General features: G+C 68.3%; 13 protein-coding genes. 7 read left to right on the plus strand and 6 right to left on the minus strand.

From position 1 onward, the window contains the following. Positions 1-26 precede the first annotated feature (26 nt). The 4 genes from D3H34_RS34635 to D3H34_RS05105 form a co-directional block, all read right to left on the minus strand. Positions 27-3,254, minus strand: a complete 3,228-nt coding sequence (locus D3H34_RS34635; protein ID WP_119552348.1) for an Ig-like domain-containing protein — start codon at positions 3,252-3,254, stop codon at positions 27-29. A 270-nt stretch (positions 3,255-3,524) separates the two neighbouring features. Further along, positions 3,525-5,165 carry a 3-(methylthio)propionyl-CoA ligase gene (locus D3H34_RS05095; protein WP_119552349.1) on the minus strand — a complete coding sequence of 547 codons (1,641 nt, stop codon included), beginning with the start codon at positions 5,163-5,165 and terminating at the stop codon, positions 3,525-3,527. Between the two features lie 37 nt (positions 5,166-5,202). Next, positions 5,203-6,417, minus strand: coding sequence for an ABC transporter substrate-binding protein (locus tag D3H34_RS05100; RefSeq protein WP_119552350.1), 1,215 nt, complete (start codon positions 6,415-6,417; stop codon positions 5,203-5,205). 228 nt (positions 6,418-6,645) lie between these two features. Beyond that, complete coding sequence (locus tag D3H34_RS05105) at positions 6,646-7,887, minus strand: ABC transporter substrate-binding protein (RefSeq protein ID WP_119552351.1); 1,242 nt, start codon at positions 7,885-7,887, stop codon at positions 6,646-6,648. Between the two features lie 230 nt (positions 7,888-8,117). On the opposite strand from D3H34_RS05105, the gene D3H34_RS05110 reads away from it, so the two are divergent. From D3H34_RS05110 to D3H34_RS05140, 7 genes are all read left to right on the plus strand, one after another. Continuing rightward, a complete protein-coding gene (locus D3H34_RS05110) occupies positions 8,118-9,305 on the plus strand; it encodes an acyl-CoA dehydrogenase family protein (RefSeq protein WP_119552352.1) in 1,188 nt (395 codons plus the stop codon). An 11-nt stretch (positions 9,306-9,316) separates the two neighbouring features. Next, positions 9,317-10,408 (plus strand): acyl-CoA dehydrogenase family protein, encoded by a 1,092-nt coding sequence (locus tag D3H34_RS05115; RefSeq protein WP_119552353.1) that lies wholly within the window; start codon positions 9,317-9,319, stop codon positions 10,406-10,408. A 14-nt stretch (positions 10,409-10,422) separates the two neighbouring features. Beyond that, on the plus strand, positions 10,423-11,616 hold the full coding sequence (locus tag D3H34_RS05120; RefSeq protein ID WP_119552508.1) for a CaiB/BaiF CoA transferase family protein: 1,194 nt from the start codon (positions 10,423-10,425) through the stop codon (positions 11,614-11,616). Between the two features lie 11 nt (positions 11,617-11,627). Then, a complete protein-coding gene (locus D3H34_RS05125; protein WP_119552509.1) occupies positions 11,628-12,299 on the plus strand; it encodes a nitroreductase in 672 nt (223 codons plus the stop codon). 13 nt (positions 12,300-12,312) lie between these two features. Further along, complete coding sequence (locus tag D3H34_RS05130; protein WP_147400383.1) at positions 12,313-12,846, plus strand: hotdog family protein; 534 nt, start codon at positions 12,313-12,315, stop codon at positions 12,844-12,846. Positions 12,847-13,023: 177 nt separating this feature from the next. After that, entirely contained in the window at positions 13,024-13,473 is a 450-nt protein-coding gene (locus tag D3H34_RS05135) for a hotdog family protein (RefSeq protein WP_119552355.1), read from the plus strand. A 43-nt stretch (positions 13,474-13,516) separates the two neighbouring features. Continuing rightward, positions 13,517-14,494 carry a Bug family tripartite tricarboxylate transporter substrate binding protein gene (locus D3H34_RS05140; RefSeq protein WP_167481127.1) on the plus strand — a complete coding sequence of 326 codons (978 nt, stop codon included), beginning with the start codon at positions 13,517-13,519 and terminating at the stop codon, positions 14,492-14,494. 57 nt (positions 14,495-14,551) lie between these two features. Here the strand turns inward: D3H34_RS05140 and D3H34_RS05145 are convergent, their stop codons facing one another. Together D3H34_RS05145 and D3H34_RS05150 are read right to left on the minus strand one after the other, a co-directional pair. Next, positions 14,552-15,538, minus strand: coding sequence for a Bug family tripartite tricarboxylate transporter substrate binding protein (locus D3H34_RS05145; RefSeq protein ID WP_119552357.1), 987 nt, complete (start codon positions 15,536-15,538; stop codon positions 14,552-14,554). Between the two features lie 42 nt (positions 15,539-15,580). Beyond that, positions 15,581-17,695, minus strand: a complete 2,115-nt coding sequence (locus D3H34_RS05150) for an acetate--CoA ligase family protein (RefSeq protein WP_119552358.1) — start codon at positions 17,693-17,695, stop codon at positions 15,581-15,583. Positions 17,696-17,703 lie beyond the last annotated feature (8 nt).

Genomic DNA, 17,703 nt, shown 5'->3' on the forward strand with positions numbered 1-17,703 from the left:
TCTTGAACGAGCCGATATCCACCCGCTCATCCGCCGGGGTGTAGCTGAAAGTGTTGGCATGGAACGCGGTGGCGTCGCCATGGATCGTCTGTTCCCCGATCAGTTGACCCTTCACGTCGAACAACTGGATCTTGACGCCCAGTTCGCTGTCGATGCCGCTCAGGCGCAGGGTGATTTCCCGCGCCGGCTTGTCCAGCGCGAATGTGGCGTTCGCCTGCGACGCACCGCTCACCCGTGGTCGGGCCCGCGTTGTCGTGCACCGACACAACGATCGGGCGGTCCGGCGCGACCGTATCCACCTTGACCAGGTAGGTGTTGCTGAGCGCGCTCTCGGCGCCACCGGCGCTGACGGCCACCGCGGAGAACGTGCGCGGGCCATCGAGCACAGCCGTCTTCACCTGGAAGCTCCACCATCCGTCCGCTGCGACCACCGCGGTTCCGACCGCATCGCCATCCAGGCGGATTTCGATCGTCTCTCCCGCCTTGCCGGTTCCCGTGATGAGCGGCTTGTTGTCGTTGGTGGTCCCGCCCGGTCTGATCACACCCGCGAACGAGATGCCCTCGCCCACGTCGTCCTCCACGCCGACGATCACCGGCGTGGTCGGCGGCACCAGGTCCACCGAGAAATCGAAGGCATCGGAGGGCTCGCTCTTGTTGCCGGCCGCATCGATGGCTTCCACGGTCAGCGAATGACCACCGCTGCTCAACGGCGAGGTCAGCTCGAGGGTCCATTTGCCTTCGGCATCGGCCGTGACGCGGCCAAGCTCGTTGGCGCCGTCCCGGATGACCACGGTGCTGCCCTTTTCGGCCGTGCCGCTGATCTTCGGCGTGGCGTCGTCGGTGCTGTCGCCCGGGGTCAGGTCGCCGGTTCTTGCACCTTCGTCGTCATGCACCGCGTCGATCACCGGCTTGGCCGGCGGCGTGTAGTCGGTGGTCAGCTTGAACTCCGGCGATGCCGCGCTCGTGTTGCCGGCCTTGTCGGTCGCGGTCACGGTGAACGTGTGCTCGTCCTCGGTCAGCGGTGTCGCAGGCGTGTAGGTCCACTCGCCGGCCTCGTTGGCCACGACCGTGTCGACCACCTGGCCGTTGTCGCGGATCGTCACGGTGCTGCCCGCTTCGGCCTTGCCCGACAGCGTCGGGGTCGGGTCGTCGGTCACGCCGCCGTTGACCAGCGGGTCCTGCTTGTCACCCACGTTGTCTTCCACCAGCTCGATGCTCGGCGTGTTCGGCGCCTCGGTGTCGACCGTGAAGCTGAACACCGGCGTGCGCTCGCTCACCGTGCCCGTCTTGTCGGTGGCCGTTGCCGAGATGGTGTGCAGGCCCTGGGCGAGGTCGGCCGTGGGCGTGAAGCGCCAGCTGCCGTCGGCCTCGACCTCGGCCGTGCCCAGCACGTCATCGCCGTCGTACACCGTGATGGTGCTGCCGGGCTTGCCCGTGCCCACGATCTGCGGACGCGTGTCGTCGGTCTCGCCGTTGGGCACGATGTTGGTGGTGACCGAACCCTGGTCATCGCGCAGCTCGACGATCGACACTGTCACGCCCGAGGTGTCCACGGTCACGGTGATCGCGTTGCCCTTGCCGCTGCTGTTACCGGCTGCATCCACCACTTCGGTGGTGAAGGTGTAGGTGTCGTCCGCCAGCGCGGTGTCGGGCGTGAAGCTCCAGTCGCCCTTGGCGTCGACCGGCGCGCTGCCCAGCAGATCGCCGTCGACGTACACCTTCACGGTGCTGCCAGGCTCGGCCTTGCCGCTGAAGGTCGGCTTGTTGTCGTCGGTGGTGTCGCCGTTGCTCAGCGGGTCTCTCTTCTCGCCCACGTCGTCGCTCACCACCAGGCCGCTGGCTTGCGAGGGTGCCTCGAGGTCGATCTCGATGGCAAACGCATCGGACGGCGCGCTCACATTGCCGACCGCGTCCTGGCTGGTCACGGTGAAGCTGTGATCGCCGGGCAGCAGCGGTGTCGCCGGCGTGTACGTCCAGGTGCCGGCGGCGTCGGCCACCACGCTGTCCAGCAGGACACCGTCCTTGTAGATGTGCACCGTGCTGCCGGCGTCGGCCTTGCCCACCAGGGTGGGCGTGGTGTCATCGGTGGTCTGGCCGCTGGCCAGCGGGTTCTGCACATCGCCCACGTTGTCGCGCATTTCGTCGATGCTGGGCTTGGCGGGCGGCGTGGCGTCCACCGTCAGGTTGAACGGCTTGCTGGGGGGGCTCTCGCCCTTGGCCGGCAGGGTCACGGTCGCGTGGAGCGTGTGCAGGCCTTCGCTCATTGCCTCGGTGGGCGTGTACTCCCAGTGGCCGTCGACGCCGGCCACCACTTCGCCGATCACCACGTCGCCTTCGTAGATCTTCACGATGCCGCCCGCAGTGGCGTTACCGAAGAATTTCGGCTTCGTGTCGTCGGTCTTGCCGCCACTCACGAGGTCGTCCGTCACGGGGCCCACGTTGTCTTCGGCGCCAAAAATCTTGATCATCTCGGGGCGCGCGTCCACCGTGAACTCGATCTTCCTGGTGTCTTCGCTCACGTTGCCCGAGCGGTCCATGGCCTCGAAGTTCAGGATGTGCAGCCCGTCCGCCAGCTCCGTCTTGGGCGTGTAGCGCCAGTCGCCGCTTTCATCGGCCTGCACACGGTCGATCTCCGCGTCCTTGTCATAGATGATGATGGTCGCGAACGGCTCAGTCTTGCCTTCGATGGTCGGCAGGTTGTCGTCGGTCACGCTGCCATGGGTGATCGGGTCGGTGATGCGGCCTTCATCGTCCACGATGCCCAGCACGACGGGCATGTCCGGCGCGACCTTGTCGACGAAGATCACATACGTCTCGGTGCCGACCACGAGTTCACCGCTGGGGTATTGGTGCGTGACCGAGAGCTGGTGCTCGCCACCCTTCAGAGGCAGCGTGGGGCTGAAGGACCACTCGCCATTGGCGCCCACCTCGACCCGGCCCATGACCTCGTTGCCGTCATACACGTGCACCCACACGCCGGGCTCGCCCTTGCCTGAGATCTTCGGGCGGGAGTCGTCCGTGTGGGCGCCGCTTTCCAGGGGGCCCTTGTGCAGGCCGAATTCGTCCCGCACCGTTTCGATGGTTGCGGCAGGACGGGCGAAGGCGGATGCGCCGGCGCTCACGGCCTGCGCCGTCGGCGAGTGCTCGAAAGTGTCGGAGCGCTCGCCCTGGAGGGCTTGCCCCCGGGGTGCCGCGGCGTGATCGATGGACTGCTCGGGGATGCCGGCAGCAGCCTTCGTTTGCTTGGATGTCATGGAACTCTTGTGCCTTGGTTAGCTGGAAAAAGGGACCGGATCGGCATGCCGGAATGCATGGCCGGATCGTGTGGTGGATGGAGCTCAGACTCTAGAAAGGGGGTCCCAGCGAGACAATCGGACCAATCCGAAACCAAGGTCGAAATCCATAGGCCAACAGCCATTCGGTGAACGAATGCCGAAGGCGCGCGCACAAGAAAAAACCCCTTGCGAACCATCGGTTCGCAAGGGGTTCGAAGGGGGTGCGCGGCGCCCGAAGGCCGCGCCTGTTCAGGTCGACCGGGCCGCGACGTAGCCCTTGAACTGCTCGCGCAGCTTGGTCTTCAGCAGCTTGCCCGTGGCGGTGTGCGGCAGGCTGTCGACAAAGGCCACGTCGTCGGGCAGCCACCACTTGGCGACCCGCTCGGCCAGGAAGCCCAGCAGCTCCTCGCCCGTGACTTCCACACCGGCGCGCTTCACGACGATGAGCAGCGGCCGCTCCTGCCACTTGGGGTGCGCGATGCCGATCACCGCGGCCTCGGCCACGGCCGGGTGCGCGCTGGCGGCGTTCTCCAGGTCGATGGACGAGATCCACTCGCCGCCCGACTTGATGACGTCCTTGGCGCGATCGACCAGCTGCACATAGCCGTCGGCGTCGATGTTGGCCACGTCGCCGGTCGGGAAGAATCCCTCGGCGTCGAGCACCTCGCCGCCTTCGCTCCTGAAGTAGCCGCTGGCGATCCACGGGCCGCGCACATGCAAATGGCCGAAGGCCACGCCGTCGTGCGGCAGGCGCTGGCCGTTCTCGTCCACGATCTTGAGTTCGACACCCCACACGCCGCGGCCCTGGCGCATCTTGACGGTGGTCTGCTCGTCTTTCGGCAGCCCGAGGTGCTTGGGCAGCAGGTTGCCGATCACGCCGATGGGGCTGGTCTCGGTCATGCCCCAGCCTTGCACGAAGTCGGCGCCGAAGTCGCGCTCGAAGCGTTCGATCATGGCGCGCGGCGTGGCGGCGCCGCCCACGCCGATGCGCTTGAGGCCGATGGCGCGGGTGTCGATTTCGGGGTGGGCATCGAAGTACTGGAACAGCATGAGCCACACGGTCGGCACCGCCTGCGAGAAGCTGACCTTCTCGTCGCGCATGAGTTCGTACAGGCTCTGGCCGTCCAGGTGCGGGCCGGGCATGACGAGCTTGGCGCCCACCATCGGCGCCGAGTACGGCATGCCCCAGGCGTTGGCGTGGAACATGGGCACGGCCAGCAGCAGCGTCATCTGCGAGCACACGCCGAAGGTGTCGGGCGCGCACTCCATCAGCGAATGCAGCACGGTGGAGCGGTGCGAATACAGCACGCCCTTGGGGTTGCCGGTGGTGCCCGAGGTGTAGCACAGCGACGAGGCGGTGCGCTCGTCGAACTCGGGCCAGGTGTACTCGGTGCTCTGCGCACCGATGAGCTCGTCGTAGCACAGCAGGTTGGGCACGTCGATGGCCGGCATGTGGGCGCGGTCGGTCATGGCGACGAAGGCGCGCACGCTCTTGAGCTTGGATGCCAGCTTCTCGACCAGCGGTGCGAAGCTGGTGTCGAAGAACAGCACCTTGTCTTCGGCGTGGTTGACGATGTAGTCGATCTGCTCCGGAAAGAGCCGCGGGTTCACCGTGTGCAGCACCGCGCCCGAGCCCGACACGCCGTAGTACAGCGCCAGGTGCCGGTAGGTGTTCCACGCCAGCGTGCCGACGCGGTCGCCCGCCTCGATGCCCAGCGCCTTCATCGCGTTGGCCACCTGCTTGGAGCGCAGCTGCACCTCGCGGTAGTTGGTGCGGTGCACCGGGCCTTCGACGGTGCGACCGACGATTTCGACGTGGGGGTGGAAGGTGGCCGCGTGGTCGATCAGCGACGAGATCAGCAGCGGGCGGTCCTGCATCAGTCCGAACATGGGGTTGTCTCCTGGTGGTTCTTTGTTGGGGACAAGGCTACTTCACGTTGATCGATTGGCCCATCGGCTCGAACTCCTTGCCGTTGAACTGCACCAGCTGCAGCGTGTTGAACGGGAAGTAGTCGGTGTTCGAGGTGTTCAACGCAATGCCCGGCAGCAGCATGCCGGTGCGCATGTTCTTCAGCGAGGTGGCCTGCTTGAGCACGTTCTCGCGCGTGAGGTTGTCGCCCGAGGCCTTGAGCACGGCTTCCATGGTCTGCGCCACGCCGTAGCCATACACGCCGGCGGCGTTGTTCACGTCTTCGTTGGGCGCGTACTTCTTCATGAAGGCCAGGAACTCCTGCGTGGCCGGGTCGGCGGCCCAGCGCGGCTGCGCGGCGTCCTTGAAGAAGGCCATGGCCATGATGCCCTTCGATTTCTCCAGGCCCGCGGGCTCCAGCGTCATCTTCACGTAGGCCGACACATAGGTGAGGTACTGCTGCTTGGGCTTCCAGCCGATGTCCCAGGCCTTGCGGATGGCTTGCGCGGCGAAACGCGCGGTGGCGAAGTTGACGAACACGTCGGCGCCCGACGACTGCAGCTTGATGATCTGCGAATCCACCGTGGGGTCGGCCACCTCGAACGAGGCCTCGGCCACCACCATCGAGGCCTTGTCGCCCAGGCCCTTCTTCAGGCCCTTGAGCAGGTCCTTGCCGAAGTCGTCGTTCTGGTAGAGCACGGCGATCTTCGCGCCCGGCATCGTCTTGAGGATGTTCTTCGCGTACAGGCTGCCCTCGCCTTCGTAGCTGGGCATGTAGGGCGTGGTCCAGGGGTAGGTCTTGGGGTCGTTGAAGCGGTCGGCGCCCACGCCCAGGAACAGGTGCGGCACCTTCTTGGCGTTCATGTAGCGCTGGATCGCCGCATTCGAGGCCGAGCCCAGGTTGCCGTACACGGCGAGCACCTCGTCCTGCTCGACCAGCTTGCGCACCACCTCGGTGGTGCGCGGCGGCGTGTACTGGTCGTCGTAGCTGATGAGCGTGACCTTGCGGCCGTTGATGCCGCCCTTGTCGTTGACCATCTTGAAGTACGCCTCGTTGACCTTGCCCACGATGCCGTACGACGACACGGGCCCGCTGTAGGGCATGGCCATGCCGAGCTTGATCTCGGTGTCGGAGGCGCCGGTGTCGTACTTCTTCTGCGCGAAGGCCGCGCCGGCGGTGAGCATGAGGGCCGCGCCGCCCAGGGCGGCGGCCAGTCGAACGATGGAGGTCATGGAAGCTTCAGTGAAAACAAGAAAAGGGAACGAAGAATGGGCACGCGCCGCATCGGCGGCGTGGAATCAGAAGGTGTGAATGAATCCGGCGTGGCCGAGCAGCCCGCCCAGGCGCGTCCCCTCAAGGCGCAAAGCGCAGCCGTAGCAGACGCTACGGCGAGCATTTGCAACGCCGAGGGGGCGTGCCTGGGCGGGATGAGCGGGCATGGCGGGTTCGTTCACACCTTCTTAGTCGCCGAGCACCTTGCCGAAGGGCTCGTAGCGCGTGCCGTTGAAGCGCACCAGCTGCATGCGCTCGATGGGGTAGAAGTCGGTCGGCGAGGTCTTCACCTCGATGCCCGGGTAGAGCATGGGCGGGCTGTACTGCAGGTTGGCGGCGATCTTCATGATGTTGGCGCGCGTGAGGTCGTCGCCCGCCTTGCGCAGCACCTGCTCCAGCGTCTGCGCCGACGAGTAGCCCAGCACGTTGAGCGAATCGCTCAGGTCGCCGGTGGGGTAGTACTTGGTGAACCAGGCCTTGTAGTCCTCGAACTCCTTGACGCCCTTCCACATGTCGTCGGCCGGGTCGCGCAGGTAGGTGGCCGAGATCACGCCCACCGCGTTCTCGGGACCGGCCGGCTTGATCACCGCCGAGACCGACACCGACACGCTCGACAGGTACTGCGTGGGCTTCCAGCCGATGTCGGCCGCCTTGCGGATCGCCTGCGCCGCGAACTTGGGCGTGGTGATGCTGAAGAAGGTGTCGGCGCCCGAGGCCTTGAGGTTGACCAGCTGGCTGTCGATGGTCGGGTCGGTCACCTCGTAGGTCGACTGCGCCACGATCATCGTCTTGGCCTTGTCGCCCAGTGCTTCCAGGAAGCCCTTGAGGAAGTCCTTGCCGAAGTCGTCGTTCTGCATGAGCACGGCGATCTTCGCGTTGGGCTTGGTCGAGAGGATGTGCTGCGCGTAGATCTTGCCTTCGGTCTGGTACGTGGGCTGCCAGCCCATGGTCCAGGGGAAGGCCTTCGGATCGCCGAAGCGCGTGGCGCCGGTGGCCACGAACAGCTGCGGCACCTTCTTGGCGTTCATGTAGCGCTGGATCGCGAGGTTGTGCGCCGTGCCCAGCGGGCCGAAGAGCACCAGCACTTCGTCCTGCTCGACCAGCTTGCGCGCCTGCTCCACCGTCTTCGACGGGTTGTAGGCGTCGTCCAGCGAGATGAAGTTGACCTTGCGCCCGTTGATGCCGCCCTCGGCGTTCAGCTTGGCGAAGTAGGCAGCCGCGGCCTTGCCGATGGTGCCGTAGGCCGAGACCGGGCCCGAGTACGGAACGATGTGGCCGATCTTGATCTCGGTGTCGCTCGCGCCCGCGTCGTAGCGCTTCTGGGCCTGCGCCGTGAAGGTGGCGCCCAGGGCGAGCGTGGCCGCGAGGCCCGCGCCCAGCAGGCGACGCCGCGACCGGTGGACGGCGGCAGGAAGGGTGGCACGTGTCATGGTGTTGTCTCCATCGTTCTCTGAAAGAAAAAGCGGTGGGCCGCGGGCTTCTGTCGAGCCTCATGCGGCGTTCGGGCTGGATGGTAGGCAGCCGCTTCTTCGCGTCACATCGTCGGAACGGACGATTGAGAGCGCCCGAGGGTTGCCCCTAGCATGGACCTCGCTACGGAGACGACACCCACCGCCGCGCAACGCGGCGCAACACGGCGCATAACGAAGGCAAGCACCGCATGGACCTCACGCTCAATCCCCGCTACGAAGCCTTTCGCGACGAGCTGCGCGCGTTCCTGAAAACGCACGGCCACCGCTCCGCCTTCGCGCGCACCGCCGAGCGGCCCGATGCCGCAGCCCTTGCCTGGCAGCACCTGCTGCTCGAACACGGCTATGCGGGGCGCACCGTGCCGCGTGACTACGGCGGCCACGGCGCGGCGCCCGACGTGATGGAGTCGTACCTCATCACCGAGGAGTTCGCGCGCGCCGGCGTGGCACCGCCGCTGGGCAACCAGGGCATCTCGATGCTGGTGCCCACGCTGCTCGAACTGGGCACCGAGGCCCAGCGGCGCGAGTGGATCGGCCCGACGCTGCGCGGCGAGGTGGTCTGGTGCCAGGGCTACTCCGAGCCCGGTGCGGGCTCCGACCTGGCCTCGCTGCAGACACGCGCCACGGAAGACGGCGCCGACTTCGTCATCAACGGCCAGAAGATCTGGACCTCGACCGCGCACGTGGCCGACATGATCTTCTGCCTCGTGCGCACCGAGCCCGGCGCCGCCAAGCATGCGGGCATCAGCTACCTGCTGTTCTCGATGAAGATGCCCGGCATCGAGGTGCGCCCGCTCAAGACCATGACCGGCCATGCCGAGTTCAACGAGGTCTTCTTCACCGACGTGCGCGTGCCGCAGCACCAGATCGTGGGCCAGCGCGGCGAAGGCTGGAAGGTGGCCAACGCCACGCTCAAGTACGAACGCGGCTCGCTGGGCAACCCCAACCTCACGACGCAGCGTTACCAGGAACTCGTGACGCTGATGCAGACGGAAACCGTCGACGGCTCGCGCCTGATCGACCAGCCCGTGCTGCGCGACCGCCTGATGCGGCTGCAGGGCCAGGTGCTGGCGCAGAAGTGCCACGGCCTGCGGCTGCTCACCGCCGCCGCGAAGGGCGAAGACCCGGGGCTGGCCGCGCTGGTCGTGAAGCTGCAGGGCTGCGAGCTGCGCCACCAGCTCGCGGCGCTGGCCATCGACGCGCTGGGCGAAGTCGGCCTGCTGATGCCCGGCAGCGCGCACCTGCGCGCGCAAGGTCTCTGGCAGGAGCGCTACATGTTCGACCTGGGCCTGATCATCGGCGGCGGCACCGCGCAGATCCAGAAAAACATCATCGCGGAACGCGGGCTCGACATGCCGCGCGAGCCGCGCTTGGCCTAAGAAGGAACGCCATGGAATTCGCCCTCTCCGCCGACCAGCGGATGCTGCAGGACAGCCTGCGCCGCGCACTGGAACGCGCCTGCCCGCTCGACCGCGTGCGCACCGCCGCCGACGCCCAACAGCCGATGGACCGTGAGGTCTGGCGCACGCTATGCGAGGTCGGCGTGCCGGCCCTGCTCGTGCCCGAGGCCTTCGGCGGACTCGGCCTGTCGCTGCTCGACGCGGCACTGGCCGCGGAAGAGCTGGGCCGCCATGTCGCGCCCGTGCCCTTTCTCGGCAGCGCCGTGCTCGCACCGATCGCGCTGCGCGAAGCCGGCAGTGCCGCGCAGCAGGATGAATGGCTGCCGCGCCTTGCCGCGGGCGAGTGCATCGCCGGTGTCGCCATCGCCGAGGCCGTGGCGGGTGCGCGCGACGGTGCGGGCGTGACGACTTCTGGCGGAAAGCTCGACGGCAGCGCGCTCTTCGTGCTCGACGCGGGCGCAGCCGATGTCTTCATCGTCGCCGACCGCGCAGGCGGCCTGCACCTCGTGCGCGCCGATGCACAAGGCCTCACACGCGGCGCGCTCCGCAGCATCGACGCCACGCGCCCGCTCGGCGAGCTGCACTTCTCGCAGGTGAACGCGGAGCCACTGCCGAATGCCGGCCCCGCCACGCTCGCACGCCTGCGCAGCGCGGCCTGGACGCTGCTGGCCGCCGACACCCTCGGCGCGGGCGACGCCATGCTCGGCCAGGCCGTGGCCTACGCCAAGGAACGCCGCCAGTTCGGGCGCGTGATCGGCTCCTTCCAGGCCGTGAAGCACCTGTGCGCCGAAATGGCCGCCGCGCTGGAGCCCGGCCGTGCGCTGGTCTGGTACGCGGCCCATGCCTTCGACGCGCTGCCGGACGAGGCCGCGCTGCTCGCCGCCCACGCCAAGTCGCACCTGAGCGAGACCGGCACCTTCGTCGCCCGCACCGCCACCGAGGTGCACGGCGGCATGGGCATCACCGACCTGCTGGGCCTGCATTACTGGTTCAAGCGCATCGGCTTCAACCGGCAGGTGCTGGGCGGGCCCGAGCGCGTGCGCCACCTTGCCGCCGAGATGCAAGGCCTCGTCGCCGCATGACCTCTGAAATCACCATGACAAACACCACCGCCCCCCGCATGCTCGAAGGCCTGCGCATCGTCGACCTCACCACGGTGATCTTCGGCCCCTACTGCACGCAGATCCTCGCGGACCTCGGCGCCGAGGTGATCAAGGTCGAGCCGCCCGAGGGCGACAGCATCCGCATCATCGGCACGCCGCCGGTCACGCCGCTCATGAGCCCGGTGCACCTGCGGCTGAACCGCGGCAAGCGCTCGGTCGACTGGGACCTCAAGAGCGAGGAAGGCCAGGCCGCGATGCACCGCCTGATCGCGACCGCCGACATCTTCATCCACAACGTGCGCAGCGACGCCATCGCGCGCGCCGGGCTGTCGTACGACGATGTGCGCGCCATTCGCCCCGACATCGTCTACCTGCACTGCACCGGCTTCGATCAGCGCGGCCCCTACGCCGGGCTGCAGGCCTACGACGACATCATCCAGGCCGCCTCGGGCATCGCCTCGCTGCCGCCCAAGGTCGACGGCAACCCGCAGCCGCGCTACGTGCCGATGACCATGGCCGACAAGGTCTCGGGCCTGCACGCGGCCTACGCCGTGATGGCCGCCGTGGTGCACCGCCTGCGCACCGGCGAGGGCCAGCACGTGGAGGTGCCGATGTTCGAATCGCTCGCCAGCTTCAACCTGGTGGAGCACCTGTGCGACAAGACATTCGTGCCGCCCACCGGCCCCGCGCTGTACCCGCGCCAGATCGACCCGATGCGCCAGCCCATGCGCACGCGCGACGGCTACATCGCCATCGCACCGTACCTGGACGACCGCTGGGTGCGCTTCTTCGAGGCGGCCGGTCATCCCGAAGTGCTGCAGGCGCCCGAGCTGGCCGACAAGGCGCTGCGCCGCAAGCACATGAGCCGCATGTACGAGGCCGCCGCGGCCATCCTGCCGGAGCGCACCACGGCCGAATGGCTCGACATCCTGAAGAAGGCCAACGTGCCCGCGATGCGCGTGAACGACATCGCCGACCTGCCCGACGATCCGCAGCTGCAGGCCGCGGGCCTGTTCCGGCAACGCACCCACCCGACCGAGGGCGATTATCTGGAGGTGCGCCCGCCGGTTCGCTTTTCGGGCTACACCTACGGCGACCTGCCGCATGCCGCGGCACCGGGCCAGCACAGCGCCGAGGTCGCGCGCGAGCTGGGCGTGACCCTGACCCAACGAAAGACCGCCGCATGAGCAACCACCCGATGAATGTCTACGACGCTGTCGCCAGCCGCCGCTCGGTGCGCGAGTTCCTCGACCGTCCGGTACCGCCGGACGCCATCCGCCGCGTGCTGCAGACCGCGCTGCGCGCGCCCTCGGGCGGCAACCTGCAGCCGTGGCACCTGCACGTGGTGGGCGGCGAGCGGCTCGACGCACTCAAGGCACTCATGCGCACCCGCGTGCAGGAGACGCCCGGCGGCGAGGGCAGCGAGTACGACATCTACCCGCGCGAGCTGGTGGCGCCCTACCGCGACCGCCGCTTCGCGGTCGGCGAGGCGATGTACGCGCGCCTGGGCATTCCGCGCGAGGACAAGGCCGCGCGCCTGAAATGGTTTGCGCGCAACTTCCAGTTCTTCGATGCGCCGCTGGCCCTCTTCTGCACGGTGGACCGCCGCATGGGCCCGCCGCAGTGGTCCGATCTGGGGATGATGTTGCAGAACGTGATGCTGCTGCTGCGCGCCGAGGGCCTGGACAGCTGCCCGCAGGAATGCTGGGCCATCTACCCGCAGACCATCGGCAAGTTCATCGACCTGCCGCCCGAACGCATGCTCTTCACCGGCATGGCCATCGGCTACGCGAACCGCGACAAGCCGCTCGACACCCTGGTGACCGAGCGCGCGCCGCTGGACGACGTGGCCGAGTTCATCGGCATCTGACGGCCACCCCACCATGACGGACGATTGGGAAGGCGCCTGGGCGCCGATGGTGGCGCGCGTGGGCGAGGACTTCGCGAACGGCGTGATCCGCTGGGGCGCCGATGCGGTCGAGGCCGGCTCGGTGCGCCGCTATGTCGAGGTGCTGGAGTTCGATTGCCCGCTGCACCAGGGGCCCGACGCGGTCGCGCCATCGACCAGCCTCGCGAGCTTCACCCTGCCCGCGATGTGGCCCGCCGGCCAGTCGCCCGTGTTCACCAGCGACGCACGCAACGCCGAGCCCGAACGCAGCCCGCTCAAGGGCACGCGCCCCGAAGGCATGCCGCCCACCACCGCCTACATGGCGACCGACTACGAGGTCGACTACCTGCAACCCGCGCGCCTGGGCGACCGGCTGGGCCGGCGCGGCAACCGGCTGGTGCGCTGCGAACCCAAGGCGACCAAGGTGGGACGCGGCGCGTTCACGACCTGGGAGTACGAGATCGTGAACCAGCGCGAAGAGGTGCTGGCCCGGTGCCGGTTCGGCATGTACCACTACGAGCCGCACTAGCAGTGCAGTCGTTGATCGGCCAACACAACGACCGTGCTCGTCGTGCGCAGGACACCGGGTGCTTCCCGCAGCGAAATAAAGGAGGAGGCCGCAGGCCGGGGGACATTCGCGGAGGGGAGTACCCGGTGTCCTGTGCACGCACCCCGAACAACAACGACGCATGAGCAAAGCAGCAAGATGAACTGGCAAGAACAACGCCACTGGAACGAAGTGAACGAAGGCGACACCCTGAACCCCGTGCCCTTCCCCCTCACCGTGTACCGCCTCGTGATGGCCGCCGGCGCCAACCGCGACTTCAACGCGATCCATCACAACACCGAGCATGCGCAATCGACCGGCGCGCCCGAGATGTACGCCAACGTCATGCTGCTGCAGGGCATGTGGGAGCGCGCCGTGCGCGAGTACATCGGCACCGCCGGCGTGCTGCACGCCATTCGCGGGTTTCGGATGAAGTCGTTCAACACCGCGGGCGACACCGTCACCGTGCGCGGCCAGGTCGAACGCAAGTGGATCGACGACACCGCCGATGCCGCCCATCGCCACCGCCTCGACCTGCGCCTGTGGAGCGAGAACCGCCACGGCGTGTCGGTCGGCCCCGGCCTCGCCGTCGTCAGCCTGCCGCCCTGACACCACAGACACACAGAACAAATCCAACGGAGACAAGACAGACATGCACAGCAAACTCACCCGCCGCCACGCCCTCGCGCTGACAGCCGCCCTGGCCACAGGCAGCACCTTCGCCCAACCGGCCGCATGGCCCGACAAGCCCATCCGCCTGATCGTTCCCTACGCGGCCGGCGGCGGCACCGACGTGTTCGCGCGCATCGTCGCCGAGGGCCTGGGCAAGCGGCTCGGCCAGAGCGTCATCGTCGACAACCGCCCCGGCGGCAACGGGCAGATCGGCATCACCGCCGTGCAGCGCGCACCGGCCGACGGCTACACCGTGCTGTTCTCGCTGACCTCGATCATCCAGAACCCGCTGCTGTACCCCAACCCGGGCTTCGACCCGTTCAAGGACTTCGTGCCCGTCTCCGAAGCAGGCCGCCTGCCCATCGTCTTCACCGTGAGCAACAAGCTCGGCGTCGACACGCTCGACGGCTTCGTCAAGCTCGCGCGCGCCGCGCCCGGCAAGTATTCGTACGGGTCCTACGGCAACGGATCGAGCGCGCACCTGTACGCCGAAGTGCTGCAGGACGCCGCGGGCATCAAGCTGCTGCACGTGCCCTACAAGGGCGAGGCGCCGGCCATCACCGACCTGCTCGGCGGCACGGTCGACGCCGTGTTCGTCTCGGCCAAGGGCGTGGGCCCGCACGTGGCGGCGGGCAAGGCGAAGTCGGTCGCGGTGGTCGGCACGGCGCGCGCGCCGCTCGCCAACAGCGTGCCCACCTTCAAGGAACAGGGCTTCGCCGGCATGGAGTCGGTCGGCTGGTTCGGCGTCTACCTGCCCGCAGGCACGCCGCAGCCCATCGCACAGCGCCTGTCGAGCGAGATCGCCCAGGTGGTGCAAAGCCCCGAGCAGGCCGCACGCATCGACGGCCTGGGCGTGATCCCGGTCGGCAGCACGCCCGCGCAGCTCACCGCCACCATGCGCGCGGACCATGAGCGCTGGAAGCAGGTGATTCAGGCCAAGAACATCCGCCTCGACTGAGACGGTGTGAAGGAAGCGGCGGGCCGGCCGTCCTGCGGCCCACCCCGGCTCATTCAATCATTCAAGCCGCAGGTTCATGTCCTTGATGAGCCGCGACCACAGCAGGTTCTCACGCCGCACCGCCGCCATCAGCTCGCCCGGCCCTTCGCCCGAGGGCTCCAGTCCCAGGCCGATCATTCGTTCCTGAAGATCGGGTTGCGCCACGGCCGCGCGCACCGCGACGGCCAGCTTGTCGATGGCCGGCTGCGGCGTGCCAGTGGGCGCGAAGAAGCCCCAGAAGCCACCGTGCTCGTAGCCCTTGAAGCCCTGCTCGGTGAAGGTGGGAATCTGCGGCGCGAGCGGCATGCGGCGCGTGCCGAACACGCCCAGCAGCTTCGCGCGGCCCGACTTCGCATGCGGCAGCGCCTCGCCCATGGTGACGAAGCCGCCCTGCACCTGGCCGCCGAGGATGTCGATCATCAGCGGCGCGCCGCCCTTGTAGGGCACGTGCGTCATCTGCAGGCCTTCGTCGCGCATCAGCTTCTCGCCGTAGAGATGGCCCGACGAGCCCTGCCCCGCCGAACCGAAGCTCAGCTTGCCGGGCTGCGCCTTGGCCATGGCGACGAACTCGCGCATGCTCTTCGCGGGCACGCCCTCGCCCACCGCGAACACGAGCAGGCCGTAGTTCGACAGCGACACGGGCGCGAAGTCCTTGAAGACGTCGTAGCCGGGCTTGGCCATCAACAGCGGCGCAAGCACGAAGGAGTTGACCGCGAACAGCAGCGTGTGGCCGTCGGCCGGCGCCTTCGCCACGAACGACGCGGCAATGGCACCGTTGGCGCCCGGCTTCGGATCGATGATCACCGGCTGGCCCAGCGGCTTGGTGATGCGTTCGCCGATGGTGCGCGCGATGCCATCGACCAGCCCGCCGGCCGCTGAAGAAACGATCACCTTGATCGGTTGGGTCGGGTAGGCGTCGGCCGCCTGTGCCTTCGGGAAAGCACCGAGCGCGGGGGCCAGCAATCCGCTCGCGCCCCATTGCGCGAATCGACGTCGTTGCAGCATGAGAGATGTCTCCAGTTGGTTTTCTTGAAAGATAAAAGCTGCTCAGTCCGCCGCGCCCCACACGGCCAGCGCATCGAGCGCCTCGACCGTGGCGCCGTCCACCCGCAGCGGGTTGACTTCGAGCGAGACCAGCTCGGGACCGAGCGCGAGCGCGGCATTGCCGATGGCGGCAACGGCCTCGGCGATGGCATCGCGATCGGCTGCCGGAGCACCGCGCCAGCCGTCGAGCAGACGCGCGCCGCGCAGCTCGGCCAGCATGTCCTTCACCTCGGCGGGCGTCACGGGCAGCAGGCGCAGGCTGGTGTCGCGCAGCGCCTCGACCCAGATGCCACCGAGCCCCACGGCGAGCGCCGGGCCCCACTGCGGATCGCGCACGGTGCCGACGAACAGTTCGAGTCCGCCCTGGCGCATCGGCGCGACGAGGATGCCGTCGATCTCCGCACCAGGTCGCGCGGCGCGCACGCGGGCGTCCATCGTCTGCCAGGCGGCACGCACCGCGTCGGCGCCCTGCAGGTTCAGCGCCACGCCGCCGACTTCGGTCTTGTGCGCGATCTGCGCCGAGGCGATCTTCAGCACCACCGGGCCGCCAAGCTCTTCAGCAAAGCGCGCCGCCTCGTCGGCGCTGCGCGACAGCCGCACGGGCACGACGGGCACGCCGCGCTGCGAGAGCCAGTCGAGCGTCTCGCGCTCCGAACGCAGCGGTTGCGCGGGGGGCGTGGCCTGCACGGCAGCAGCAACACCTTGTGCCTGCCGCCGGCGCAGCGTTTCGGACCACCGCCGCACCGCGCCCGCCGCGCTCATCGCATGATGGATGCCGCAGGCGATGTGACGGATGCCAGTCTCGGCGATGAGTTCGCGCGAACGCTCGCTCACCTGCATCACGTAGTGGCTGCAGACGATGGCCGGCACCGGGCTGGCCGCCAGCCCGCGCGACACCTGCGCGAGCACCGCACGGTTGAGCGGCGTGTCGTTGGCCGGCGCGTTGGGCACGTCGGCCACGACGATGGCGGCGCCCAGCGCGGGGTCGCGCACCAGCGCCTCGAGCGCGTTGCCGAACAGCTCGGGCTGCAGCATGGCCGCGCCGGTCACGTCCAGCGGGTTCTGCGGCGTGCCGTAGCCGGGCAGCACTTCGCGCAGCGCGGTCTCGGTGGCGGGCGCGAGCGGCGTGAGCACCAGACCTTCTTCCTCGGCACGCTCGGCAAAGATTTCGCACATGCCGCCGGACATCGACACCGCCGCCAGCCCGCCGGCCTGGAAGGGCCCGGTCATGCTGGCGAAGGCGGCGGTGAACACCAGGTCTTCGATGGAGCGCACGCGCATCAGGCCCAGGCGCTGGCACATGGCGTCGAACACGCGGTCGTCGCCCACCAGCGAACCGGTGTGCGCCTGCGCGGCCTGCGCGGTGATCTCGCTGCTGCCCATCTTCAGCACGACGATGGGCTTGGCCACGGCCAGTGCGCGCTCGGCGGCGGCGGCAAAGCGCTGCGGGTCGCGCACGGTCTCCGCGAACACGGCGATGGAGCGTGTGTGCTCGTCGTCCACCAGGTAGTCGATGACCTCGGCGATGTCGATGTCCGATTCGTTGCCGGTCGAGACCATGCGGCTCAGGCCGATGCCGTGCACCTGCGCCATGAACGACAGCTGCCCCGCGAGCGCGCCGCTTTGCGACACGATGCCCAGCGTGCCGGCCGGCAGCGGTTCGCGCAGCGAGGCGGTCCACACGGCCGAGCGATCAACGAAGTTGACGAAACCCAGGCAGTTCGGCCCCAGGATGCGCAGGCCGCGCGACCGCGCCTTGGCGGTGAGTTGGCGCTGCCGTTCGCGGCCTTCGTCGCCGGCTTCGGCGAAGCCCGAGCTCAGCAGCACGGCGTTGCCGATGCCGGCGCGCTGCAGGTCGGCCAGGGCATCGTCGAGCGCGTCGGCCGGGACCATGAGCAGCGCCGTGTCGACCGGCTCGCCGATAGCCTCGGCCGAGGTGGCCGCCGCGATGCCATGGAAGCTGCCACCACGCCGGTTGACCGGAAAGAGCTTGCCCGCGTAGCCCAGCGTGCGCAGGCTCGCGAGCGCGGCGTTGGACCAGACCGAGCGCTCGGTGGCGCCGACGAAGGCGATGGCCTTGGGGTGGAGGAAGGTGTGAAGAGAAGAAGTGGAAGTCATGGCAAAAG

The sequence above is a fragment of the Acidovorax cavernicola genome (assembly GCF_003581445.1).

Bases quoted from the DNA above. Each gene is read 5' to 3' on its own strand.
- D3H34_RS34635 (WP_119552348.1), bottom strand. From the start codon at position 3,254: ATGACATCCAAGCAAACGAAGGCTGCTGCCGGCATCCCCGAGCAGTCC.
- D3H34_RS05095 (WP_119552349.1), bottom strand. From the start codon at position 5,165: ATGTTCGGACTGATGCAGGACCGCCCGCTGCTGATCTCGTCGCTGATC.
- D3H34_RS05100 (WP_119552350.1), bottom strand. From the start codon at position 6,417: ATGACCTCCATCGTTCGACTGGCCGCCGCCCTGGGCGGCGCGGCCCTC.
- D3H34_RS05105 (WP_119552351.1), bottom strand. From the start codon at position 7,887: ATGACACGTGCCACCCTTCCTGCCGCCGTCCACCGGTCGCGGCGTCGC.
- D3H34_RS05110 (WP_119552352.1), top strand. From the start codon at position 8,118: ATGGACCTCACGCTCAATCCCCGCTACGAAGCCTTTCGCGACGAGCTG.
- D3H34_RS05115 (WP_119552353.1), top strand. From the start codon at position 9,317: ATGGAATTCGCCCTCTCCGCCGACCAGCGGATGCTGCAGGACAGCCTG.
- D3H34_RS05120 (WP_119552508.1), top strand. From the start codon at position 10,423: ATGACAAACACCACCGCCCCCCGCATGCTCGAAGGCCTGCGCATCGTC.
- D3H34_RS05125 (WP_119552509.1), top strand. From the start codon at position 11,628: ATGAATGTCTACGACGCTGTCGCCAGCCGCCGCTCGGTGCGCGAGTTC.
- D3H34_RS05130 (WP_147400383.1), top strand. From the start codon at position 12,313: ATGACGGACGATTGGGAAGGCGCCTGGGCGCCGATGGTGGCGCGCGTG.
- D3H34_RS05135 (WP_119552355.1), top strand. From the start codon at position 13,024: ATGAACTGGCAAGAACAACGCCACTGGAACGAAGTGAACGAAGGCGAC.
- D3H34_RS05140 (WP_167481127.1), top strand. From the start codon at position 13,517: ATGCACAGCAAACTCACCCGCCGCCACGCCCTCGCGCTGACAGCCGCC.
- D3H34_RS05145 (WP_119552357.1), bottom strand. From the start codon at position 15,538: ATGCTGCAACGACGTCGATTCGCGCAATGGGGCGCGAGCGGATTGCTG.
- D3H34_RS05150 (WP_119552358.1), bottom strand. From the start codon at position 17,695: ATGACTTCCACTTCTTCTCTTCACACCTTCCTCCACCCCAAGGCCATC.